Genomic DNA, 22770 nt, shown 5'->3' with positions numbered 1-22770 from the left:
CTACATTCTCCCTGCGCGCTCCTGTAGGCCGGGCAAGCGTAGCGCCGCCCGGCAACAGGCATCCAGCACCCTTCCCGTTTCAACGCCCGGTGGCGGCTGCGCCTTACCGGGCTTACATTCACCCTGCGCGCTCCTGTAGGCCGGGCAGGCGTAGCGCCGCCCGGCAATGAGCATTCTGCGCCGTTCCCGCTTCGATGCCCGGTGGCGGCTGCGCCTTACCGGGCCTACGCGCGGCTCCGTACCCCCCCAGGCCGGGCAGGCGCAGCGCCGCCCGGCAATGGGCATAAGGGATAAAGGGAACCGTCCGGCAGTTACCGGCGTCCACGGGTCAGGCTTTGCTCTCCTGCAGCAGCTGCTGGATCACCTGCTCCTGGCGGGCATAATCCCCTTCGCCGAAGGCGGTATAGCGCAGTTGCCCACGTGCGTCGAAAATGTAATGCGCCGGCCAGTACTGATTGCCGAAGGCATTCCAGATGGCGTACTCATTATCCGCCACCACCGGGTAGGTTATCCGCCACGCCTTCACCGCCTCGCGCAGCAGCGGTAGCGAACGCTCCCAGGGATATTCCGGGGTATGGACGCCAATCACCACCAGCCCGGCCGCGCGGTATTTGTTCGCCCAGTCGCGCACGTAAGGCAGGGTATGCTGACAGTTGATGCACTCCCGGGTCCAGAAGTCCACCAGCACCACTTTGCCCTTCAGACGCTCCGGGGTTAACGCCGGGCTATTGAGCCATGCGCTGCCCCCCGCCAGCGAAGGCATCGCGCTGCTGGGCTCGGGCGTCGCGATCGGTTGCAGAACCGTTTTCTGCGTTGGCTGCGGCAGACGGGCGGCCAGCCGCTGCTCCAGCGCCTGACTCCATCCTCCCGCGCTTTGCAAATAGCGGTCGCCGCCGCTGGCGATCAGCGCCACCGAGGCCAGCATCGCCACCCCCGCCAGCCGGCGCAGCCGTTCGCCGAACGCCAGCCCGCGACGCAGACGGGCAATCAACGCCGCGCCGCACCACCCGAGCAGGAATAACATCAGCGCCCCGCCGCCGCCGTAGGCCAACAGCAACCCGCCGGTGGTCGCCTGGCCCGGATGCACAAAGCCAAGGCTCAGTATCGCCCCCAGTACCGGCCCGGCGCACGGCGCCCACAGCAGACCCACCGCCAGCCCGGCCAGCAGCGAACCGATCCAGCCGCGCTGGCGTGAGCTGGCGTCGTTAAGCTGATTCCCCAGCGCCACCAGGGGTGACGTCAGCCGCTGCGCGACGCGCGGCGAAAGCAGGCTCAGCCCGACAAGGGCGAAGAACGCCAGCGCCAGGCCGCGCCCAGCCAGCGTCAGATTCACGACCCAACCGCTGGCGACCGTCACCAGCCACGACACAGCGCCAAACATCAGCGCCATGCCCGCCAGCATGATCGCCAGTTGCCCCCGGCGGCCCCGGACGCTGGCGAACAGCAGCGGGATCACCGGCAGCGTACAGGGGCTTAGCAGGGTTAACATCCCGCCCAAAAATGCAATCAATATCGACATCGCCTTCTCCTCATTATGCCATCGCTGCCGAAGGTGGCAGCCACGACATTACAGCAAGGGGATGTAGGGCGGATGTGTCGGGAAAGCGGGAGAATTGTCGGCTTAGTTTTCTATCTGCGCTGGTGATACAGCAGGATACAATCCCTGCGCGGCGAGACGCACGCTGGCATCCAGACCGCCCTGCGGGCGGTTGGCCAGGCGCAGCGTGCCGTTCATCTGGCTGACCAGCTGCGCGGCGATCGCCAGCCCCAGGCCGGTGCCGCCGGTATCGCGATTGCGCGAGTCCTCCAGGCGATAAAACGGCTGCAGCACCGCCTGCAGCGACGCCTCAGGGATCCCCGGCCCCTCATCCAGCACATGAATGATGATATCCCCGGCGGCGTCGCGGTTGAGGGCGACCGTTACCGTGGCGCCGAATTTCAGCCCGTTATCGATAAGGTTGGTCATCACCCGGCGCAGGGCCTGCGGTGGGATCCACACCACTCCGGCGCGCGCCTCGGGGCAAAACCGCACCGGCCGGCCGACATCGGCATAATCGCAGGCGATGCTGTCGAGAAAGGCGTCAAGGTTCAGCCGCTGGCGCGCCTCCTCCAGCGGCTGCGAAGTGCGAGCGAAGGCGATACCTTCGCGCACCAGGCGGGTCATATTGTCGAGATCCTGCAGCAGTTTGTCGCGCAGTTCAGGCTGGTCGGCCATCTCCACCCGCAGCTTCATCCGGGTGATCGGGGTTTGCAGATCGTGGGAGATGGCGGCGAGGATCCGCGCCCGCTCCTGCAGATGATCGTGGATGCGGGTCTGCATCGCGTTAAACGCGCGGGCGGCACGGCGCACCTCCTCCGGCCCCTGCTCGGCCATGGTTCCCGCCGTGTCGCTGGCCGGCTCAAGCGCATTCACCGCATGGGTAAAGCGAGTGATGGGCTGCAGAACCTGGCGAACCGCGTACCAGGCGCAGGCCAGCAGGAGGACAAACTGAGCGATCAGCACCACCGGCAGCCAGCGGGCGATGGGCGGTAGTTTCGGCCACAGGTCGAGGGTTAAGGGGGCGCCATCGTGGAGGGTAATATGGGCCTGGATATGCTGCCGCGGACCGGGGATCGCCACAATACTCACCGGATACTGGGCGCTCAACGCCTCCTGCAGAGAGCGCGCCGCGTCCCGGGCGCGCCAGCTGTCCGGATAGTCGCCGCGCTCGCCGGCGTCCAGCTGATAGCGGTAGTTGCCGCGCGCCAGCTTCGGCAGCCACTGCGGGCGTTCAGCGGGCGGCAGACGGTCGAGGATCGCCACGCTGGTGGCGACATCCGACGCCAGATTGCCCAGCATCACGCTGCGGGCGCTGCTCATACGCTCATAAAACAGCAGCGACAGGGTTAAGGTATTCGCCAGCAGCAGCGCCAGAAACAGCAGCGCCATCAGCCTCGACTGCAGCGAGGCGGGCCAGAACCTCATTCATGCCTCTCGCGGATGGAGACCGGGACCGACAGCACATAGCCTTCGCTGCGCACCGTCTTAATGTAGGCCGGCTCCCGGGCATCCTCCCGCAGGCGCTGACGCAGTCGGCTCACCAGCAGGTCGATTGACCGTTCAAACAGTTCGGCGTCGCGTCCCTGGGTCAGATTGAGCAGCTGATCGCGGTTCAGCACCCGCTGGGGATGGTCGAGAAACACCCGCAGCAGTCGATACTCCGCCCCGCTGAGGGCGACAATCGCCCCGCTGTCGTCCAGCAGATGGCGGGCGGCGGTATCGAGCAGCCAGTCGCCAAACGCGATCAGCCTGCCCGCCTCGGTGATCTGCAGGTTGGGCGGCAGCGCCCGGGTGCGGCGTAAAATGGCTTTGATGCGCGCCAGCAGTTCGCGGGCCACAAAGGGTTTCACCAGATAGTCGTCAGCCCCCATCTCAAGGCCGAGGATCCGGTCGCTGTCGTCGGTGCGGGCGGTGAGCATCAGCACCGGGATATCCTGTTGCGGGTTTGCGCGCAGCTGGCGACAGAGCGTTAAGCCATCCTCGCCCGGCATCATGATATCCAGCACAATCAGGTCGATTTGATGGTTTTTGAGCACCGACCACATGGCTTTGCCGTTCGCCGCGCCGCTGGCGCGGTATCCCGATTTTTCCAGATAGTCGACAATCAGTTCCCGGATGTCGCGGTCGTCATCGACGACCAGGATGTGGTCAATACGCTCCAAAGGCTGCTCCTGCGGCAAAATAGACTCTTCACAAGCATAAGCCGTGTTGCCGGAAGCGCAACGTCGCGCCGCCGGCAAGGCGCGGGTTACAAACGATCGGCATCCACCACCGCCTGCACAAACGCCGTCGGGTCCTCCTGCGGCGGGTTATGGCCCACCGGCCCGTGCAGATCCCGGTGCTCATATTTACCGGTAAATTTGGCCCGGTAGCTGGCGGGAGCCGGATGCGGCGCGCCGTTATTCGCCCCTTCCAGAGTGATGGTGGGCACCGTAATCGGCGGCAGCGCCGCCAGCCGTTGTTCATAGCTGGCATACTTCGCTTCTCCCTTCTCCAGCCCCAGGCGCCAGCGGTAGTTGCTGATGGTGATCGCCACGTGGTCCGGGTTATCCAGCGCCCGGGCGGTTTTGGCAAAGGTTGCGTCGCTGAATGGCCACTGCGGCGACGCCTGATGCCAGATAAATTTCGCAAAGTCATGGGTGTTCTGCCGGTAACCGGCTTCCCCGCGCGGAGTGGCAAAATAGAACTGATACCACCACGACAGCTCCGCCTGCGGCGGCAGCGGTTTTTCGCCAATCTGCTGACTGCTGATCAGATACCCGCTCACCGAGACCAGGGATTTCACCCGCTGCGGCCACAGCGCGGCGACGATATCCGCCGTGCGCGCCCCCCAGTCAAAGCCGGCCAGATCCGCCTGCCTGATGTTCAGGGCATCCATCAGATGGACAATATCGGCCGCCATCGCCGACGGCTGACCGTTACGCGGCGTGCTGGCGGAGAGGAAACGGGTGGTGCCGTAGCCGCGCAGATACGGCACAATCACCCGGTAGCCCTTCTGCGCTAAAGCTGGCGCCACCTGGGCATAGCTCTGAATATCGTAGGGCCAGCCGTGCAGCAGAATCACCGGCTGGCCGTCGCGCGGGCCGATATCCACGTAGCCAATATTCAGATCGCCGGCGTGGATCTGGTGGATCTTGTCGAACGCCCCCGCGTCTTCAGCGGCGCAAACGGCGGCGGACCACAGGGTGGATAACCCCAGCGCCGCGGCGCTGGTATACCGGATCAGGGATAATCTGTTCATCGCTATATCACCTTTCATCGTCATCAAGAGAGTACGTAACCAGTTAAGCGGAAATTTGTATCCGCCGTGTGCCCGACCGGGGCCGTTTTTATCTCTTCATGTCAGCGATCCGCCGCGGGATACAGTGTGATACATAATCAATGTTGGCAATTGTTGCTGGCTTGTGAATTTCTGCTTGCCCCCGGGCATAAATCCGCTACCGTGACAGCCATTTTTACCACCTGATAACCCAGGAGCCCGCTGTGGCGATTTTTGATGGTCACAATGACCTGCTGCTGAATCTCTGGCTTCACCATCGCGAGGATCCGGTGACCGCCTTCTTTGCCGGGATAGAGAACGGCCACCTCGATTATCCGCGTATTCGCCAGGGCGGTCTGGCCGGCGGCCTGTTCGCCCTCTTTGTACCGCCGCAAGCGTATATCGCCCGCGTGGCGCCCCAGTACGCCAGTCAGGCGTGGGACCCATTAACGATCCTCTGGCAGCAGCTGGCTATCCTCAAGGCGATTTGCGCCCATGACGCCAGCCGCGCGCGGCTGTGCCTGAGCGCGGCGGATATCGAACGCTGCCGTCAGGATAAGGCGCTGGCGATGGTGGCGCACATCGAAGGCGCCGGCGGGTTCGACGCCCAGGGCGAAGATCTGCAGGACTTTTATCGCGCCGGGGTGCGCAGCATAGGTCCGTTCTGGAACATCGCCAATCGCTTCGGCTGCGGGGTCACCGGCGCCTTTCCCGGCAGTCCGGACAGCGGGCCGGGTCTTACCGGCGAGGGCATTGCGCTCATCGCCCAGGCCAACGCCCTGAAGATGCAGATCGATGTTTCGCACATGAATGAACAGGCCTTTTGGGATACCGCCCGTCACTCCACCGCCCCGCTGGTAGCCACCCACTCCAATGCCCACGCCCTGTGCCCACAGCCGCGCAATCTGACCGATCGGCAACTGCGGGCGATCGGCGACAGCGGCGGCGTAGTGGGCGTTAATTTCGGCAACGCCTTCCTGCGCGCCGACGGACGGCGCGATAGCGACACGCCCTTCGCCACCATCATCCGGCATATCGACTATCTTATTAACATAATGGGTGAGGATCATGTGGCCCTTGGCTCGGATTTTGACGGCGTCACCCTGCCGGACGCGCTGGGGGATGTGGCCGGCTTACCGCGGCTTATCAATGCCTTGCGTGACAGCGGCTATGATCAATTGGTGCTGGATAAGCTGCTGTGGCGTAACTGGCTGCGGGTATTAAAAAATGTTTGGCAACAATAGGTTATATTGTAAACATAAAGTTAAATCCTTACAGATTCCGGGTTGATCTCTCTCCCGGTGAAGCGCAATATGCGGCGGCCGTCACAGATCCTGCATTATCCGTGAGGCCTGTCGTCATTTTTAAGAGGAACAAAACATGTGGAAGAAACCTGCTTTTATCGATTTACGTCTCGGTCTGGAAGTGACGCTGTACATTTCTAACCGCTAATCGCCCCGCCCGCCGTTCGCGCGGGCCTCTTTTTTCATTACCCGGTCCGTCTTCATGTTCATTAAAGTCCTCGGTTCCGCCGCCGGCGGCGGTTTCCCGCAATGGAACTGCAACTGCGCCAACTGTCAGGGTCTGCGCGACGGCACGATCCAGGCCAGCGCCCGCACCCAGTCGTCGATCATCGTCAGCGATAACGGTCAAGAGTGGGTGCTGTGCAACGCCTCGCCGGATATCAGCCAGCAGATTGCCCACACGCCCGAGTTAAATAAAACCGGCGTGCTGCGCGGAACGCATATCGGCGGCATTATTCTCACCGACAGCCAGATCGACCACACTACCGGGTTACTCAGCCTGCGCGAAGGCTGCCCGCATCAGGTGTGGTGCACCCCGGAGGTCCATGAGGATCTCTCCACCGGCTTCCCGGTGTTTACCATGCTGCGCCACTGGAACGGCGGCCTGGTGCATCACCCCATCGCGCCGCAGCAGCCTTTTACCGTTGACGCCTGTCCTGATTTGCGGTTTACCGCGGTGCCTATCGCCAGCAACGCGCCGCCCTATTCGCCGTATCGCGACCGGCCGCTGCCGGGCCATAACGTGGCGCTGTTTATCGAAAACCGCCGCAACGGGCAGACGCTGTTCTACGCTCCGGGGCTCGGTGAGCCGGATGAGACCATTCTGCCCTGGCTGCAAAAAGCGGACTGTCTGCTGATCGATGGCACCGTCTGGCAGGATGACGAACTGCAGGCCGCTGGCGTCGGGCGCAATACCGGCCGCGATATGGGCCACCTGGCGCTCGGCGATGAGCACGGGATGATGGCCCTGCTGGCCTCCCTGCCGGCAAAACGCAAAATTCTTATTCATATCAATAACACCAACCCGATCCTTAACGAGCGCTCTCCCCAGCGTCAGGCGCTGACGCAGCAGGGGATTGAAGTGAGCTGGGACGGGATGGCTATCACCCTTCAGGATATCGCATGCTGATCACCGACACGCTGTCGCCGCAGGCCTTTGAAGCGGCCCTGCGGGCCAAAGGCGCCTTCTACCATATTCACCACCCTTACCACATCGCCATGCATAACGGCGACGCGACCCGCGAGCAAATTCAGGGCTGGGTGGCGAACCGGTTTTATTACCAGACCACTATCCCGCTGAAAGACGCGGCGATCATGGCCAACTGCCCGGACGCGCAGACCCGGCGCAAATGGGTGCAGCGGATCCTCGACCACGATGGCAGCCACGGAGAGGACGGTGGGATTGAAGCCTGGCTGCGGCTGGGGGAAGCGGTCGGTCTGAGCCGCGACGATCTGCTCAGCGAGCGCCACGTGCTGCCCGGCGTGCGCTTCGCGGTGGATGCCTATCTTAACTTCGCCCGTCGCGCCTGCTGGCAGGAGGCGGCCTGCAGCTCCCTGACCGAGCTGTTCGCCCCGCAGATCCATCAGTCGCGCCTCGACAGCTGGCCGCAGCACTATCCGTGGATCAAAGAGGAAGGCTATTTTTACTTCCGCAGCCGTCTTAGCCAGGCCAACCGCGACGTTGAGCATGGCCTGGCGCTGGCGAAGGCCTACTGCGACAGCGCTGAAAAACAGAACCGGATGCTGGAGATCCTGCAGTTTAAGCTCGACATTTTATGGTCGATGCTCGACGCCATGACCATGGCCTATGCCCTGCAGCGCCCGCCCTATCATACGGTCACCGACAAGGCGGCCTGGCACACGACCCGACTGGTGTAATCATGCAAAAAACCTCCATCGTCGCCTTTCGTCGCGGCTACCGCTTGCAGTGGGAAGCCGCCCAGGAGAGCCATGTGATCCTCTATCCGGAGGGAATGGCCAAACTCAATGAGACCGCCGCGGCGATCCTCGAGCTGGTGGATGGCCGGCGCGACGTCGCGGCGATTATCGCCATGCTCAACGACCGCTTCCCGGAAGCCGGGGGCGTTGATGACGACGTCATCGAGTTCCTGCAGATAGCCTGTCAACAGAAGTGGATCACCTGCCGTGAGCCAGCGTAAACCCGCCGTCAATCCGCCGCTGTGGCTGCTGGCGGAGCTAACCTATCGCTGCCCGCTGCAGTGCCCCTACTGTTCGAATCCGCTGGACTTCGCCCAACAGGAAAAAGAGCTGACCACCGAACAATGGATCGAGGTTTTTCGCCAGGCGCGGGCGATGGGCAGCGTACAGCTGGGCTTTTCCGGCGGCGAGCCGCTGACGCGTAAAGATCTGCCGGAGCTGATCCGCGCCGCGCGCGACCTCGGGTTTTATACCAACCTGATCACCTCCGGGATAGGGCTGACGGAGAGCAAACTCGACGCCTTCAGCGAGGCCGGGCTGGACCATATCCAGATTAGCTTCCAGGCCAGCGATGAAGTGCTCAACGCCGCGCTGGCCGGCAACAAAAAAGCCTTCCACCAGAAGCTGGCGATGGCCAGAGCGGTGAAAGCGCGCGACTATCCGATGGTGCTCAACTTCGTTCTGCACCGGCACAACATCGATCAGCTGGATAAAATTATCGCGCTGTGCATTGAGCTGGAAGCGGATGACGTTGAGCTGGCCACCTGCCAGTTTTACGGTTGGGCGTTCCTCAATCGCGAGGGGCTGCTGCCGACCCGGGAGCAGATCGCCCGCGCCGAGCAGGTGGTCGCCGACTACCGGCAGAAAATGGCCGCCAGCGGCAACCTCACCAACCTGCTGTTTGTCACCCCGGACTATTACGAAGAGCGGCCGAAAGGCTGCATGGGCGGCTGGGGATCGATTTTCCTCAGCGTCACCCCGGAAGGCACCGCCCTGCCGTGCCACAGCGCGCGCCAGCTGCCAGTGGCGTTTCCGTCGGTGCTGGAGCAGAGTCTGGAGTCGATCTGGTATGACTCGTTCGGCTTCAATCGTTACCGCGGGTATGACTGGATGCCGGAGCCGTGCCGCTCCTGTGATGAAAAAGAGAAAGACTTCGGCGGCTGCCGCTGCCAGGCCTTTATGCTGACCGGCAGCGCCGATAACGCCGACCCGGTGTGCAGCAAATCTCCGCATCATCACAAAATCCTCGACGCCCGGCGCGAAGCGGCCTGCAGCGAGATAAAAGTCAGCCAGCTGCAGTTCCGCAACCGGGCCAGCTCGCAGCTGATCTACAAAACCCGGGACCTGTAATGACGCTGGCGACCCGCACCGTCACGCTGCCGGGCGGCCTGCAGGCCACCCTGGTCCATCAGCCGCAGGCCGAACGCGCGGCGGCCCTGGCGCGGGTCGCCGTCGGCAGCCACCACGAACCCTCGCGCTTCCCCGGGCTGGCGCACCTGCTGGAACACCTGTTGTTTTACGGCGGTGAGCGCTACCGGGATGATGACCGGCTGATGGGCTGGGTGCAGCGCCAGGGCGGAAGCGTGAATGCCACCACCCTGGCCCGCCATAGCGCGTTCTTTTTCGAGGTCGCCGCCGATGGTCTGGCTGACGGTGTCGCGCGTCTACAGGAGATGCTGCAGGCGCCGCGGCTGCTCAGGGAAGATATTCAGCGCGAAGTGGCGGTGATTGACGCCGAGTACCGCCTTATCCAGCAGCATGAGCCGTCGCGCCGGGAAGCCGCCGTGCGTCACGCCGCCAGCGCGCCCGCGGCGTTTCGCCGCTTTCAGGTAGGCAGCGCCGACGCGCTGGCGGGCGATCTCCCTGCACTGCAGACGGCCTTACGCGATTTTCACCACACCCATTACGTCGCCCGGCGGATGCAGCTCTGGCTGCAGGGGCCGCAGTCGCTGGAGGCGCTCGGCGAGCTGGCGGTCCGTTTCGCCGCCGGGCTTGCCGCAGGCGAGGCTCCGCCGCCGGCGCCGCCGCTGCGCCTGGACGAGACCACTGAACTGCAGCTGGCGGTCGACGCCCAGCCCGCCCTGTGGCGCTGTCCGCTGATCGCCTTAAGTGACAACGTCACCTTACTGCGCGAGTTTTTGCTCGATGAAGCCCCCGGCAGCCTGATGGCCGGGCTGCGCCAGCGTGGTCAGGCGCAAGAGGTAGCGCTGAACTGGCTGTATCAGGATCGGCACCTCGGCTGGCTGGCGCTGGTCTTCGCCAGCGACCAGCCGGAACAGGTCGACCGGCAGATAACCCACTGGCTGCAGGCGCTACAGCGGACGACGCCAGACCAGCAGCAACACTACTATCAGCTCTCCCGGCGCCGTTTTCAGGCGCTGTCGCCCCTCGATCAGCTGCGCCAGCGGGCATTCGGCTTTGCCCCCGGCGCGCCGCCCGCCGGGTTCGCCGATTTTTGCGCCGCCCTGCAGGCCGCCCCTACGGTCAGCCTGGCCTGCCAGACCCTTTCCCCAGGGGAGCCTGTTGCAACCCAGGGCTTTAGCCTGCCGCTCAGCCGCTGGCGCCGCCGCCCGGTCACTGCCCCGGCGCTGAAATTGGCTTTTTATCCGCAAGCCGCTGGCGGCCTCGTGGCCGAAAGCCCGGAGCAAGCCGCGCCGCTGCTCCACCTCCCGTTACCGGGAGAGCCGCCGAGGCTCCTGCTCCGACCGCCCTTCTCCTGCTCGCCCACTCAGGCCGAGGGGCGGGCGCGCGGGGAACAGCTGCGCCCGCTGCTCGCCGCGCTGCGCCACGCCGGTGGCCACGGCGAGTGGCATCGTTTCGACGGCAGCTGGCAGCTGCTCCTGCAGATGCCAGCTGCCGGCCGGCGGCCGGAGGCTATTCTGCAGGCCATCGTGCGGCAGCTCGCGCTCCCGGCCGACCCGCTGACCCCGCCGCCGGAGAGTATTGCTATCCGTCATCTCATGGCCCAGCTCCCCGAACGGTTGGCCACATCAGAGCATCAGGCTGGTTGGCTGGCGGCCCTGGCCGGCGGCAGCGCGGAGGATGCGCGGTGGGTCGCGCGCCAGCTGAGCCTGCTTACCGTCCCGGTCAACCCGCCGGGCAGCCTCCCCGGCCCCTGCCGGCGCGGCGTCGAACGGCTGGCTTTCCCCGGGGGCGATACGGCGCTGCTGGTCTTTATTCCGCTGCCGGATGGCGCCTCGCTGGCGGCTCTGCGGGTGCTGGCGCAGCGCTGCGAACCGCTCTTCTTCCAGCGCCTGCGGGTAGAGCAGCAGATTGGCTATGTGGTGAGCTGTCGCTATCAGCGCGTCGCCGATCGCGACGGGCTGCTGATGGCGCTCCAGTCCCCGGATCGCCGCGCCGTGGAACTGCTGCGCTGTTGCAAAACCTTTCTGCGCCAGCTGCCGCCGCTGGATGAGGCGGCCTTCAGGCCGCTACAGCAGCGCCTGGCCGCACAGGTCCGCGCCCGGACGCCGCCCGAGGCGCAGGCGCTGGCCGCCCTGCGTCAGAAGTATGCTTTACCGGAGCTGACGGCGCAGGCGGCTGACGCGCTGCGCGTCGAAGCGGTCGTCGACCTGGCCCACGAGATGTCCCGCCGGCGTCGCCGCTGGCGGGTGCTATTCACTGCAGGGGATTAATGGCCGGGTGCATCAGGGGGCAGAAAGGCGCTGACGAAGCGCGTGAGGATTGCCGCGGCCTGCGGGCTCTCCTGCACCTCATCGTATAACCGCTGCGGGTCGATGCCCTCTGCCTGCAGCACCGCCTCCCGGTAGCGGATCAGCGCGCGGGCAATCGGCGCGGTGAATTCCGGGTGAAACTGCGTGGAGACCGCATGCGGCCCGTAGCGCACGATCTGGTGGGGGTCGTGAGCGGACGCGGCCAGCACCGTGGCCCCCTCCGGCAGGCGGGTAATGGTCTGCATATGGCTCAGATGCGCGGGAAAGGCGGCCGGCAGGTCCCGGAGCAGCGGGTCGTCGACACCCCACGGCGATAGCGAAACGGTTTGGCTGCCGCTTTCCCGTCCGGCTGGATGATACGCCACCTCGCCACCCAGGGCATGAGCCATCAGCTGATGGCCATAGCAAACGCCGAACAGCGGCATGCCGATAGCCACCGCCTGACGGATCCAGTCGGCGGTCCGTTCGCTCCACGCCAGGCGGTCGGAAACCATCGCCCAGGAGCCGGTCAGCACCGCCACCGTCTGGCGATCCGGCGCCGGCAGCGGCTCGTCCTCAAACACCCGTACCGCGGTGAGCTGCGCCTGCCATGGTGCCAGCAGCGTGCGGAACCAGCGCGGCAGATCGCCATGCTCCTCGCGGATGGCTGCCGGGGGCGTCCCGGTCTGAACCAGCAATAATCGCTTACGTGTCACCCTTCCTCCTCACTCGTCATGTTCCTTAAAAATACTATGCCGCCGGGAAGATAAGGGGACAAATAACCAATTTCTATGAACGATGCGCCTGCGGAATAAGTCCTGCCGCTTACTGGGCGTCCGCGCTCTCCCGCTGCGGCACGTCGGCGGCCGCCGCCGGCGCCTGCTGCGGGACAAAAATATGGTCCAGGATGGCGCGCGCCGTCGGTCCGGCCACCACCCCGTCCCCGCCGCCGTTCTCCAGGATCAGTGCCATCGCCACCTTCGGATGCTGATAAGGGGCAAACAGGGTATAGAAAATGTGGTCGCGCAGACGCACCGGGATCATTTTGGCGTTATAGGTCTGGTTTTGCTTCAGACTGAACACCTGCGAGGTCCCGGACTTTGCCGCGATCTGATACGGCGCGGTATGGAACAGTTTATAGCCGGTGCCGTTGGGCAGATTCGCCATCCCATACATGCCGTTGCGCACAATGCCCCAGTACGGGGATTTCGGATCGCCGACCTGCGGCAGGTTCGCCGGCTGCTGATAACGTTCCACATGATTGCCCTGCTTCATCGAATAGAGCAGATGCGGATCCTGCACCTTGCCGTTGTTCAGCAGCGTGGTGAGCGCTTTCACCATCTGGATGGGAGTGGCGATCCAGTATCCCTGGCCGATGCCGACGGAGATGGTATCCCCCTGATACCAGGGCTTTTTATGCACCCGCTGCTTCCACGCCCGGCTCGGCAGCACCCCGGCATACTCCTCATTGAGATCGATGCCGGTAGACTGGCCGTAGCCGAACTTGCTCAGCCACTCATGGATCCGGTCGATACCCATCTCGAAGGCAACCTGGTAGAAAAAGGTGTCTGCGGACTCTTCAATGGCTTTGGTGACGTTGAGCATGCCGTGGCCGGTTTTCAGCCAGTCGCGATAGCGGCGTTGCGTGCCCGGCAGCGTCCACGTCGGCGCCCCGAAGAAGGTGGTATTCGGCGTGATCACGCCCGCGGAGAGCGCCGAGAGCGCCATATAGGGCTTCACCGTCGAGGCCGGGGGATACAGCCCCTGGGTGACACGGTTGATTAACGGTCGGTCGGGGTTATCCAGCAGCGATTTATAGGCCTGATAGCCGATGCCTTTGACGAACGGGTTAGGATCGTAGCTGGGGCTGGAGACCATCGACAGTACCCCGCCATCACGAGGATCGACCACCACCACCGCCGCGCGCTGCCCCTTCAGCACCGACTCAATATACTGCTGCAGGTGCAGGTCAAGGGTCAGGTAGAGGTTTTTCCCGGCCACCGGCGGTACCTCTTTCAGCAGACGTACCACCCGGCCGTGGTTATCCACCTCCACCTCCTGGTAGCCGGTGGTGCCGTGGAGCGCTTTTTCGTAATAGCCTTCGATCCCCTGCTTGCCGATATTGTGGTCGGCAGCATAGTTCTCCTCTTCACCGTCTTTCGCCAGCCGCTGCAGGTCGCTGTCGTTGATTTTCGACACATAGCCCACCACGTGCGCCAGCTCTGCGCCGTAGGGGTATTCACGCTGCTGGTAGCTCTCCACCGTCACCCCGGGGAAACGGAATTCGTTGACCGCGAAGCGGGCCACCTCTACGTCGCTGAGGTCGGACTTGAGGGTAACCGCTTTATAGCGGCTGCTGTGGTGCATATCGTCGCGGAAACTGGCGATGTCGTCCGGCGTCAGGTCGACAATCGGCGTCAGGCTTTGCAGCAGCGCGGCCATATCGGGAATTTTGCTCGGGATCACCTGCAGGCGATACAGGGTAATATTCTGCACCAGCGGAATGCCGTTGCGATCGAATATCAGCCCGCGGCTGGGGGCAATGGGCAGCATTTTGATATCGTTTTGGTTGGAGCGGGTCTGGTAGAAATCGTGCTGCTCCACCTGCAGATGGTAGAGGTTGAAAATCAGCACGCCAAAGCAGACCACCACCAGCAGAAAGGCGATTGCGGCCCGGCGGATAAACAGCATCTCTTCCGCGGAGTGGTCGCGAATTTCATCTCTCAAAAGGGGCATTAGCGGTACATCACCTGGATCACGGGAAAAACCAACGGCGTAACGGCCGGGAAGCATAGCCTTATCGCGGCGTTAGCCCTACTGAAAGGTTGCTAATGATCTGGCAGAAATGTTTCAGCATGTTAGAGCGTGGAGAGCCTTTCCCTGTGGGAGAAAGGCATCAGGGCGCGAGGTTGGCCAGCGACAGGTCTCGCTGGCTCCCCTTTCCCCGGTAAACCCGGTTATTTTCTGGCCTCAAAAGCGATCTTAACCGCCATCCCGGCCAGTACCGTCGCCATCAGCCAGCGTTGAAATTGTTGCCAGCCCGGCCGCCGACCAAGAAAAAGCGCCACCTGCCCGGCCAGCAAGATAATCAGGCCGTTCACCGCCACGCTGATTAATACCTGGGTACAGCCTAATATCAACGACTGGCTGAGCACGCTGCCGAGTCCGGGGGTGATAAATTGCGGCAGCAGGGACAAATACAGGATGGCAACTTTGGGGTTCGCCAGGCTGGTGATAAATCCCATCAGAAACAGCTTACGTCCACTGTCGGCGGGTAAGTCGCGCACCGCGAATATCGGCCGCCCTCCCGGTTTAATCGCCTGCCACGCCAGATAGAGCAAATAAGCGACCCCGCACAAACGCAATGCATCGTAGGCATAAGGGACCGCGAAAACCAACGCGGTAATGCCGAAAGCGGCACACAACATATAGAAGAAAAAACCCACGGCCACCCCGGCAAGGGAGATAAAGCCAGCGCGTTTTCCCTGGCAAATCGAACGCGAAGTGAGATACATCATATTGGGGCCAGGGGTTAACACTAATCCCAGCGCCACCGCGGCAAAGGCCATTAATGAAGCTAATTCAGGCATAACTTATCTCCAGATAGCGGTAATGCCCAGGCGCGCGGCGACGTTGACCATGCTCCCCAACAGTATTCTGTCTTTAGCGCCAGTCACATGGTGTCTAAGTATTAGCTTATTCTGTGTCTGCCAACAACCCCTGCGTCGGGCATTCGTTACGCTCGCGCAGCGGAAAACCCTCATCCTTTTCTCATAGTAAAATTGTCATATCTCAAACAATTAGCATTCCTTCTGCCCGTTTGACACAGATCGTTTCCTTTGCCGTCTCGTTACGACTATGGTTAATGATGAGGTTTATTTTTTACCCCTGGATCCGCCAGGGCATATAAGAGGGTGTTTCGCCCTTCGTTGAACGGAATTAGCTATTAAATCCGTAGACTCATTCAAATATCGCTTATTGGTAGCAGTGTATATCGTAACGGCATTCACAAAAGCAAACGGAGCCTGATATGAGCACGTCTAACGACCCATCCAACAACGCATCCGCCGGAAAGTGCCCTTTCCACGCCGAGACGCCCAAGCAGAGCGCCGGCAGCGGCACCGGCAACCGCGACTGGTGGCCTAACCAGCTGCGTGTCGATCTGTTGAACCAGCACTCCAGTCGTTCCAACCCGTTGGGTGAGGATTTTAACTACAGGGAAGAGTTTAAAAAGCTCGATTACTCCGCGCTGAAGGCTGACCTCAGGGCGCTGCTGACCGATTCGCAAGAGTGGTGGCCGGCAGACTGGGGCAGCTATATCGGTCTGTTTATTCGTATGGCCTGGCACGGCGCCGGCACCTACCGCACCGTTGACGGTCGCGGCGGCGCGGGTCGTGGACAGCAGCGCTTTGCGCCGCTGAACTCCTGGCCTGACAACGTCAGCCTCGATAAAGCCCGCCGTCTGCTGTGGCCGGTGAAACAGAAATATGGCCAGAAAATCTCCTGGGCCGATCTTTACATGCTGGCGGGTAACGTGGCGCTGGAAAACGCCGGCTTCCGCACCTTTGGCTTCGGCGCCGGCCGTGAAGATGTCTGGGAACCGGATCTGGACGTCGACTGGGGCGATGAGAAAGAGTGGCTGGCCCACCGTCACCCGGAAAGCCTGGCGAAACAGGCCATCGGCGCCACCGAAATGGGGCTGATCTACGTTAACCCGGAAGGCCCTAACGCCAGCGGCGAGCCGCTGTCCGCCGCGGCGGCCATTCGCGCCACCTTCGGCAATATGGCGATGGACGATGAAGAGATTGTCGCGCTGATCGCCGGCGGCCACACCCTGGGTAAAACCCACGGCGCAGCCGAGACCAGCCACGTCGGCGCCGAGCCGGAAGCCGCCCCGCTGGAAGCCCAGGGTCTGGGCTGGCACTCCAGCTACGGCAGCGGCGCAGGCGCGGATGCCATCACCTCCGGTCTGGAAGTGGTCTGGACGCAGACGCCCACCCAGTGGAGCAACTACTTTTTCGAGAACCTGTTCAAATACGAATGGGTGCAGACCCGCAGCCCGGCGGGCGCTATCCAGTTCGAAGCCAAAGACGCGCCGGAAATTATCCCGGATCCGTTTAACCCGGGTAAAAAGCGCAAACCGACCATGCTGGTCACCGACCTGACCCTGCGCTTCGACCCGGAGTTTGAGAAGATCTCCCGTCGCTTCCTCAACGATCCGCAGGCCTTTAACGAGGCGTTCGCCCGGGCGTGGTTCAAGCTGACCCACCGCGATATGGGGCCGAAATCCCGTTACCTCGGGCCGGAAGTGCCGAAAGAAGATCTCATTTGGCAGGATCCGCTGCCGGCGGCGACCCATCAGCCGAGCGCGGACGACATCGCCAGCCTGAAAACCGCCATCGCCGGCGCCGGCCTGTCGGTGAGTGAGCTGGTGTCGGTCGCCTGGGCCTCCGCCTCCACCTTCCGCGGCGGTGATAAGCGCGGCGGCGCCAACGGCGCGCGTCTGGCGCTGGCCCCGCAGAAAGACTGGCCGGTCAATGCTATCGCCAGTCGGGTGCTGCCGACCCTGCAGGCGATCCAGCGCGCCTCCGGCAAAGCGTCGCTGGCCGATATCATCGTGCTGGCTGGCGTGGTCGGCGTGGAGCAGGCTGCGGCGGCGGCCGGCGTCAGCGTCAACGTGCCGTTTACTCCAGGCCGCGTCGACGCCCTGCCTGAGCAGACCGACGTCGAGTCGTTTGACCTGCTGCAGCCGCTGGCGGATGGCTTCCGCAACTACCGTCGCATCGAGGGCGGTGTGTCGACGGAAACGCTGCTGATCGATAAAGCGCAGCAGCTGACCTTAACCGCTCCGGAGATGACGGTTCTGGTGGGTGGACTGCGCGTGCTGGGCGCCAACTACGACGGCAGCAAACACGGGGTGTTTACCGACCGCGTCGGCGTGCTCAGCAATGACTTCTTCGTCAACCTGCTGGATATGGCCACCGTCTGGAAAGCGGCCGATGATCGGGCGGAGCTGTTTACCGGCAGCGACCGTAAAACCGGCGAAGCGAAGTACAGCGCCACCCGCGTGGATCTGGTGTTTGGCTCCAACTCGGTCCTGCGCGCGCTGGCGGAAGTCTACGCCTGCGCCGACGGGCAGCAGAAGCTGGTGCATGACTTTGTCGCCGCCTGGACCAAGGTTATGAACCTCGACCGTTTCGACCTGTGATCCCCTCGCCCCGGCACCCGCCGGGGCGTTTTTTTTATACCGCCCGCGGCAGCTGTTGCAGGCGGCTCCGCGTTCGCTGAATATCCTCCAGTTCCACCCCGGCCACCAGCGTCTCCAGGTCGCAGCGGGTCACCAGCAGCAGGCGGATCTGCTTTTCATACAGCACATCAATCACGTTGATAAAGCGCTGCTGGGCCGCCGGCCCTACCGTGGCCAGCGGCGGCACCTCGTCCAGCAACCAGACGGCATAACGTTCGCTGAGCGCCAGATAGTCCATCACCGCCGTGGCGGCCTGGCAGAGCTGGGCAAAAGAGAAATGGAGCAAGTCGGGTGACGCCGCGGCCGCCTGCAGCGTGCGATAGCCTACCGCCAGCGGAACCGGTTCGGCAGGCAGCGAGGGCAGATCGTACAGCTGACGCTGTTGTTCGCTCGGGTTAACCCATAGCCGCCCGCTGCAGAAGGCGTTATCCTGGCTCAGGTGCCGTTCGCGATAATCTTCCTCGCCGTTAAGCGCGACGACCGCCAGGTGGGCGCGGATCAGCGCGATCGACGGTAAAAAGCGATCGTGATACAGCGGATTAGGCAGCAGCATCTCCGGCGGGTAGTTAGAGGTTGCCAGCAGCACGATGCCCCGTTGAAAAAGGTGTTCCAGCAGCGCCTTTATCAGCATGGCGTCGCCGGGGTCGTGAAGATGAAATTCGTCAAAGCACAGCAGGCGGCAGCCGGAGGTCATCTGCATCATCACCGCCTGCAGGCCGGGCGCGCCGGGGGCATTCAGCCGCTGATGCAGTTCGCGGAAGAAGTGATGAAAATGGACCCGACGCCTGGCGGCGAGCGGCAGGCTTGCAAAAAAGTGGTCGAGAATAAAGCTTTTCCCTCGCCCGGTGCGTCCCCAAACGTACAGTCCCTGCGGCGTGCCGGGCGCGGACAACAGCTGCTGACCCAGGGCGTCGAGGCGGGCGATGAGCGACAGCTGATCGTCGTCCAGCGTCAGACGGGCACGCGCCGCCTGCTCGGCCATCACGCGGGTAAAGCGAAAATCAGCCGTCGTCATAGTCTGGGCAGATTCCGACGACACACATCCATTATTTAACATTCTTATAACCTCCGGCAGGAGGCCATTCTAGCCGCTTTCCCGCGGGTTGGCGAATCGCGCGGCGAGCGGCCATGTCTGCTGCCCCGCCGCCTGTCTCTACGCTTCTCCGACGCGCCAGTGTACCGAGGTGACGTTCTGCTGGCCGGCCACCTGCGCCATAATCTGCGCCAGCGTTTTGTGATGCTGCTTATGGCTAATCAGCTCCGCGCAAATCTCCCGCTGATCCGCCGTATCTGCCGCCGCCGACTGCAGCCCCTGCAGGGTGAACCTCTGCTGCTGAGCAATATTCAGCAGCAGCTGACGCACGGCCTTTTCATGCTCGCGTAAACAGGTGACGCGCAAGATATAGCGTTTCTCTTCGTCTCCGGCGCCCGGCAAGGCATGAATGCGCTGCGCCGCTTCGCGGAGCAGGATATTAGCGCACAGAATAATCAGCGTCGCCGCCGTCGCGTTCCAGAACTGTCCCAGGCCGCAGAGGACACCGATACCGGCCGAGCACCACAGGGTGGCGGCGGTATTGAGGCCGCGAACGTTCATGCCATCGCGCATGATCACTCCTGCCCCAAGGAAGCCGATACCGGAGACGATCTGCGCCGCAATGCGCCCGGGGCTGTCCGGCGACGCCGACATCGCGCTAAGAATAAACACCGCCGCGCCGGTGGCCACCAGCGCATTGGTCCGCAAGCCGGCCATACGTTGCCGCCACTGTCTTTCCGCGCCGATCAGCGCTCCCAGCAGCATCGCCGCGAGTAAATGTGTCATATAAGGAAATACCATCGCGCCTTCCTCCAGATAACAGAAAGCCAAAAATTATTGATGTCGCGCTCAGCCGCGCCGGGCAATTAGCGGGCGGGTGATGGTGGAGGAAATAAGCTGGTGGGAAACAGAAACATAACGGTGCCTCTCGCGTACGGTCGCGAATCACTACATTAAGGGAGGCAATCCGGTAATCAAAGATTGCTGCCCGCCGGTTCGGCAAGCAGCGAAAACAGTCGCGTTAGCTTGCCGGAGAAAAACAATAAGGATGACTGTCCAACGCATGACTCCTGTATGAAAGTGGGCACATTATAGCCCGGCGTAATAGCGGGTAAAGCGGGAAAACGCCGCCGGTGAGGATTCGTTTACTCTGTCTGGCCCGGGCCCTGGGCAGCGCGATAACGCCAGGCGGGGAACATTGCCGTCCACGGTGATTTACTTCAATTCTTCCCCTGGCGTGCGGCGAAAAGCAGCATAAATCTCAACTTTCCTCCTGTACGGCGCGATCTTGCGCTAAAGATTGCCGTTAACGCTGAAGATTAAAAATTTAAAACTATTAACAATCACTTAACATTAGCAGGCAAACCATTCTTCCTGAGGAACACAACACCATGTCTACCACCCAGGTTCTCGGCGAAACGCCCTATGCTTCGCCAGGACAACCGCACGCCAGCTTAACCGGACGCATTGACGCGCTGCCCGCCTCCTTCGGGTTATGGTCGTTTATCACCCTGCTCTCCCTCGGCGGCTTCTTCGAGCTCTATGACTTGTTCCAGACCGGGTACATTAGCGCGGGCCTGCTGGCGGAGGGTATTTTCCACACCGGCGCGGCGGGGATCTTTGGCATCGCCGATCAGGCGGCCTTTGCCTCCGCCACCTTTATGGGGCTGTTTATCGGCGCGAGCCTGCTGGCGCCGCTGGCGGACAAGCTGGGACGCCGGCTGACCTTTATGGTGGCGCTCGCCTGGTACGGCTTTTTCTCGCTGCTGATGGCGACCCAGAGCAGCGCGGAAGGGGTGATCTTCTTCCGCTTTATGGTGGGAATCGGCCTCGGCATTGAGCTGGTGACCATTGACACTTACCTCAGCGAATGGGTCCCTACCCACCTGCGCAATAAAGCCTTCGCCTTTGCCTTCTTTATCCAGTTTCTGTCGGTTCCGGCGGTGGCGCTGATGTCCTGGATATTGGTGCCAACCACCCTCTTCGGCCTCAGCGGCTGGCGCTGGGTGATCATCTTCGGCGCGCTGTTCTCGCTGGCGATCTGGTTTATCCGCAAAAAACTGCCGGAGTCAGCCCGCTGGCTGGAAACCAAAGGGCGGCATGATGAGGCGCATGCGGTGATGTGCGCGATGGAAGCCCGCTGCGGCCTGACGCCGTCGCCGAAGCATGCGCAGGCGGCGGAGAGCGTCGTCAAACGCGGCACCTTCCGCGAAATCTGGGCGCCGCAGTATCGGCAGCGCACCCTGATGCTGATGGTGATGAATTTCTTCCAGGCGATCGGTTTCTTCGGCTTTGGCAACTGGCTGCCGGCATTGCTCTCCGGTCAGGGCGCCAGCATTACCCACAGTCTGCTGTACGCCTTCTTTATCACCCTCGCCTATCCGCTGGGCTGCCTGTTCTGCACCCGCTTCGTGCATCGCTTTGAGAACAAGTGGCAGATCGTCCTCTCCGCGCTGATGACCGTGATCTTCGGCACCCTGTTTGCCCTGCAGAACAGTCCGGTTCTGCTGGTGATCTGCGGGTTTATGATCACCTGGTCCAACGCCTGGCTGACCATCAGCTACCACGCCTACCAGGCCGAGGTCTTCCCGACCCATATTCGCGCCCGCGCCGTCGGCTTCTGCTACTCGTTCAGCCGGCTCTCGACCGCGGTGACCAGCATCCTGATCGGCATTATTCTGCAATATGCCGGCACGCCGGGGGTGATTAGCTTTATCGTCGTCAGTATGCTGATGGTGATGCTGTCGGTGGGGATCTTCGGCCCGAGAACCCGGGGCATTCGACTGGAAAATATCTGAGGCTGGCCTCAGCCAAAAATCCCCTGCGCCTCGGCGAAGCATTTTTCCGCCAGGGTCGAGACCGGCTCCTGCTGGCGCATAATCAGCGCCAGCTGCGAATCGACCTGGCTTTCGGCGATGGGCAGGATGTCAAGATTGTCGCTGAGGGCTTCCAGGCCGTTGTTGAGCGGCATGATGGCGCAGCAGATACCCGCCTGCACCGCCTGGATAATCTGAAACGTCGAATCGCTTTCAAAGACAGACTTCGGCGTTAGCCCTTTGGCCTTAAAGCTGATTTCAATGGATTCCCGGTAGTACATTCCCTTGGTCAGAAAGCCAAGGGGCAGCGTCGCCAGCCTATCCCACCCCGGCGTCCCGTCGCTGAAGTCGAAATGGCGTTTATCGTGCAACAGTCCCATCCGGGTTTGCGGCAGCCGGGCGATCTTAAACAGACGTTCATCCAGATGCTGCAGGTAACAGATCCCCAGGTCCAGCTGGTTGCGGCTGACGCCATCGATAATCTGCTCCGAGGTCATTGACAGCAGGCTGAACTGCAGCGCCGGGTATTTCTCCGCGAGAGGTTTAATCAGCTGCATCGGATTGAGGCTCGCCAGCGGCACCATGCCAACCCGCAGCTGACCGACCATCTGTCCGCGACAAATGGCCGCCTCCGCCGCCAGACCGTCATGGGCGGCCAGCACCGCCCGCGCCCAGGCCAGGATCCGCTCCCCCTCCGGGGTAAAACCCTCGAAGCGCTGGCCGCGCTGGATAAGGGTCAGGTTCAGCTCCTCTTCCAGATTACGAATGCGCATGGAGAGGGTCGGCTGGGTAATATGGCAGGCTGCCGCCGCCTGGCCAAAATGGCGCGTCTGATCGAGCGCGATCAAATACTTGAGTTGCTTAATGTCCATTCTTTTTCCCGTTTGAACCCCGCCGTTCACCCCCGGGGCCGCGCACAGGTTACCAGAATGTTAGTTTCATAACCGATAAATTCAAGCGAGGAGACGAGGGGGCGACGG

At 62.5% G+C, this 22770-nt stretch carries 19 protein-coding genes and 1 riboswitch; of the genes, 9 read left to right on the top strand and 10 right to left on the bottom strand.

Annotated elements, in window-relative coordinates; genetic code table 11:
- Positions 1–328: 328 nt before the first annotated feature.
- From ABLV52_RS06840 to ABLV52_RS06825, 4 genes are all read right to left on the bottom strand, one after another.
- A complete protein-coding gene (locus ABLV52_RS06840) occupies positions 329–1519 on the bottom strand; it encodes a cytochrome c biogenesis protein CcdA (RefSeq protein WP_049013690.1) in 1191 nt (396 codons plus the stop codon).
- 102 nt (positions 1520–1621) lie between these two features.
- Positions 1622–2965, bottom strand: coding sequence for an ATP-binding protein (locus ABLV52_RS06835; protein WP_050534070.1), 1344 nt, complete (start codon positions 2963–2965; stop codon positions 1622–1624).
- On the bottom strand, positions 2962–3702 hold the full coding sequence (locus ABLV52_RS06830; protein ID WP_017900551.1) for a response regulator: 741 nt from the start codon (positions 3700–3702) through the stop codon (positions 2962–2964). The genes ABLV52_RS06835 and ABLV52_RS06830 overlap by 4 nt, the downstream gene beginning before the upstream one ends.
- Before the next feature lie 86 nt (positions 3703–3788).
- On the bottom strand, positions 3789–4781 hold the full coding sequence (locus ABLV52_RS06825; RefSeq protein WP_348890200.1) for an alpha/beta hydrolase: 993 nt from the start codon (positions 4779–4781) through the stop codon (positions 3789–3791).
- Positions 4782–5023: 242 nt separating this feature from the next.
- On the opposite strand from ABLV52_RS06825, the gene ABLV52_RS06820 reads away from it, so the two are divergent.
- The 7 genes from ABLV52_RS06820 (at position 5024) to pqqF (ending at position 11676) form a co-directional block, all read left to right on the top strand.
- Positions 5024–6043, top strand: coding sequence for a dipeptidase (locus tag ABLV52_RS06820; protein ID WP_348890199.1), 1020 nt, complete (start codon positions 5024–5026; stop codon positions 6041–6043).
- Positions 6044–6179: 136 nt separating this feature from the next.
- Positions 6180–6251 carry a pyrroloquinoline quinone precursor peptide PqqA gene (pqqA, locus tag ABLV52_RS06815; RefSeq protein ID WP_002905689.1) on the top strand — a complete coding sequence of 24 codons (72 nt, stop codon included), beginning with the start codon at positions 6180–6182 and terminating at the stop codon, positions 6249–6251.
- A gap of 54 nt (positions 6252–6305) precedes the next feature.
- Positions 6306–7232 (top strand): pyrroloquinoline quinone biosynthesis protein PqqB, encoded by a 927-nt coding sequence (gene pqqB, locus ABLV52_RS06810; RefSeq protein ID WP_048297569.1) that lies wholly within the window; start codon positions 6306–6308, stop codon positions 7230–7232.
- On the top strand, positions 7226–7981 hold the full coding sequence (gene pqqC, locus ABLV52_RS06805; protein WP_023289796.1) for a pyrroloquinoline-quinone synthase PqqC: 756 nt from the start codon (positions 7226–7228) through the stop codon (positions 7979–7981). The genes pqqB and pqqC overlap by 7 nt, the downstream gene beginning before the upstream one ends.
- Positions 7982–7983: 2 nt before the next feature.
- Positions 7984–8262: a pyrroloquinoline quinone biosynthesis peptide chaperone PqqD gene (gene pqqD, locus ABLV52_RS06800; protein WP_044523416.1), complete on the top strand. Its 279-nt coding sequence runs from the start codon at positions 7984–7986 to the stop codon at positions 8260–8262.
- Positions 8249–9391 (top strand): pyrroloquinoline quinone biosynthesis protein PqqE, encoded by a 1143-nt coding sequence (pqqE, locus tag ABLV52_RS06795; protein ID WP_348890198.1) that lies wholly within the window; start codon positions 8249–8251, stop codon positions 9389–9391. Before pqqD ends, pqqE begins: the two co-directional genes overlap by 14 nt.
- Positions 9391–11676: a pyrroloquinoline quinone biosynthesis protein PqqF gene (gene pqqF, locus ABLV52_RS06790; protein ID WP_348890197.1), complete on the top strand. Its 2286-nt coding sequence runs from the start codon at positions 9391–9393 to the stop codon at positions 11674–11676. The genes pqqE and pqqF overlap by 1 nt, the downstream gene beginning before the upstream one ends.
- Here the strand turns inward: pqqF and ABLV52_RS06785 are convergent.
- From ABLV52_RS06785 to ABLV52_RS06775, 3 genes are all read right to left on the bottom strand, one after another.
- The gene (locus ABLV52_RS06785) at positions 11673–12410 is read right to left on the bottom strand and encodes a glutamine amidotransferase (RefSeq protein WP_023289800.1); all 738 of its coding nucleotides are present in this window, start codon (positions 12408–12410) and stop codon (positions 11673–11675) included. The genes pqqF and ABLV52_RS06785 overlap by 4 nt on opposite strands.
- 109 nt (positions 12411–12519) lie before the next feature.
- Positions 12520–14430, bottom strand: a complete 1911-nt coding sequence (gene mrdA, locus ABLV52_RS06780; RefSeq protein ID WP_348890196.1) for a penicillin-binding protein 2 — start codon at positions 14428–14430, stop codon at positions 12520–12522.
- A gap of 221 nt (positions 14431–14651) precedes the next feature.
- The gene (locus ABLV52_RS06775) at positions 14652–15284 is read right to left on the bottom strand and encodes a LysE family translocator (protein WP_023289802.1); all 633 of its coding nucleotides are present in this window, start codon (positions 15282–15284) and stop codon (positions 14652–14654) included.
- Positions 15285–15301: 17 nt separating this feature from the next.
- Positions 15302–15381, bottom strand: a riboswitch (ZMP/ZTP riboswitch).
- A gap of 343 nt (positions 15382–15724) precedes the next feature.
- Between ABLV52_RS06775 and katG the strand changes: the two genes are divergently transcribed.
- Entirely contained in the window at positions 15725–17902 is a 2178-nt protein-coding gene (gene katG / locus ABLV52_RS06770; RefSeq protein WP_044523422.1) for a catalase/peroxidase HPI, read from the top strand.
- A 34-nt stretch (positions 17903–17936) separates the two neighbouring features.
- Here katG and zapE read toward each other — a convergent pair whose 3' ends face one another.
- On the bottom strand, positions 17937–18998 hold the full coding sequence (gene zapE / locus ABLV52_RS06765) for a cell division protein ZapE (protein WP_048335816.1): 1062 nt from the start codon (positions 18996–18998) through the stop codon (positions 17937–17939).
- A 96-nt stretch (positions 18999–19094) separates the two neighbouring features.
- On the bottom strand, positions 19095–19775 hold the full coding sequence (locus ABLV52_RS06760) for an MgtC family protein (protein WP_048297575.1): 681 nt from the start codon (positions 19773–19775) through the stop codon (positions 19095–19097).
- A 590-nt stretch (positions 19776–20365) separates the two neighbouring features.
- Between ABLV52_RS06760 and ABLV52_RS06755 the strand changes: the two genes are divergently transcribed.
- Positions 20366–21772 (top strand): MFS transporter, encoded by a 1407-nt coding sequence (locus ABLV52_RS06755; protein ID WP_023289806.1) that lies wholly within the window; start codon positions 20366–20368, stop codon positions 21770–21772.
- An 8-nt stretch (positions 21773–21780) separates the two neighbouring features.
- Here ABLV52_RS06755 and ABLV52_RS06750 read toward each other — a convergent pair whose 3' ends face one another.
- Positions 21781–22662: a LysR family transcriptional regulator gene (locus tag ABLV52_RS06750; RefSeq protein ID WP_049013677.1), complete on the bottom strand. Its 882-nt coding sequence runs from the start codon at positions 22660–22662 to the stop codon at positions 21781–21783.
- Positions 22663–22770 lie beyond the last annotated feature (108 nt).

The sequence above is a fragment of the Klebsiella sp. GB_Kp056 genome (genome assembly GCF_040064755.1).
Taxonomy (GTDB): domain Bacteria; phylum Pseudomonadota; class Gammaproteobacteria; order Enterobacterales; family Enterobacteriaceae; genus Klebsiella; species Klebsiella quasipneumoniae.
Note: the sequence above shows the minus strand (reverse complement) of the source record. Positions and strands in the feature narration are given on the sequence as shown.

Excerpts from the sequence above, each read along its gene's own strand:
- mrdA (WP_348890196.1), bottom strand. The coding sequence starts at position 14,430 with ATGCCCCTTTTGAGAGATGAAATTCGCGACCACTCCGCGGAAGAGATG.
- ABLV52_RS06755 (WP_023289806.1), top strand. The coding sequence starts at position 20,366 with ATGTCTACCACCCAGGTTCTCGGCGAAACGCCCTATGCTTCGCCAGGA.
- pqqB (WP_048297569.1), top strand. The coding sequence starts at position 6,306 with ATGTTCATTAAAGTCCTCGGTTCCGCCGCCGGCGGCGGTTTCCCGCAA.
- pqqF (WP_348890197.1), top strand. The coding sequence starts at position 9,391 with ATGACGCTGGCGACCCGCACCGTCACGCTGCCGGGCGGCCTGCAGGCC.
- ABLV52_RS06750 (WP_049013677.1), bottom strand. The coding sequence starts at position 22,662 with ATGGACATTAAGCAACTCAAGTATTTGATCGCGCTCGATCAGACGCGC.
- pqqD (WP_044523416.1), top strand. The coding sequence starts at position 7,984 with ATGCAAAAAACCTCCATCGTCGCCTTTCGTCGCGGCTACCGCTTGCAG.
- ABLV52_RS06825 (WP_348890200.1), bottom strand. The coding sequence starts at position 4,781 with ATGAACAGATTATCCCTGATCCGGTATACCAGCGCCGCGGCGCTGGGG.
- zapE (WP_048335816.1), bottom strand. The coding sequence starts at position 18,998 with ATGTTAAATAATGGATGTGTGTCGTCGGAATCTGCCCAGACTATGACG.
- ABLV52_RS06840 (WP_049013690.1), bottom strand. The coding sequence starts at position 1,519 with ATGTCGATATTGATTGCATTTTTGGGCGGGATGTTAACCCTGCTAAGC.
- ABLV52_RS06760 (WP_048297575.1), bottom strand. The coding sequence starts at position 19,775 with ATGGTATTTCCTTATATGACACATTTACTCGCGGCGATGCTGCTGGGA.
- katG (WP_044523422.1), top strand. The coding sequence starts at position 15,725 with ATGAGCACGTCTAACGACCCATCCAACAACGCATCCGCCGGAAAGTGC.
- ABLV52_RS06835 (WP_050534070.1), bottom strand. The coding sequence starts at position 2,965 with ATGAGGTTCTGGCCCGCCTCGCTGCAGTCGAGGCTGATGGCGCTGCTG.
- pqqC (WP_023289796.1), top strand. The coding sequence starts at position 7,226 with ATGCTGATCACCGACACGCTGTCGCCGCAGGCCTTTGAAGCGGCCCTG.
- ABLV52_RS06775 (WP_023289802.1), bottom strand. The coding sequence starts at position 15,284 with ATGCCTGAATTAGCTTCATTAATGGCCTTTGCCGCGGTGGCGCTGGGA.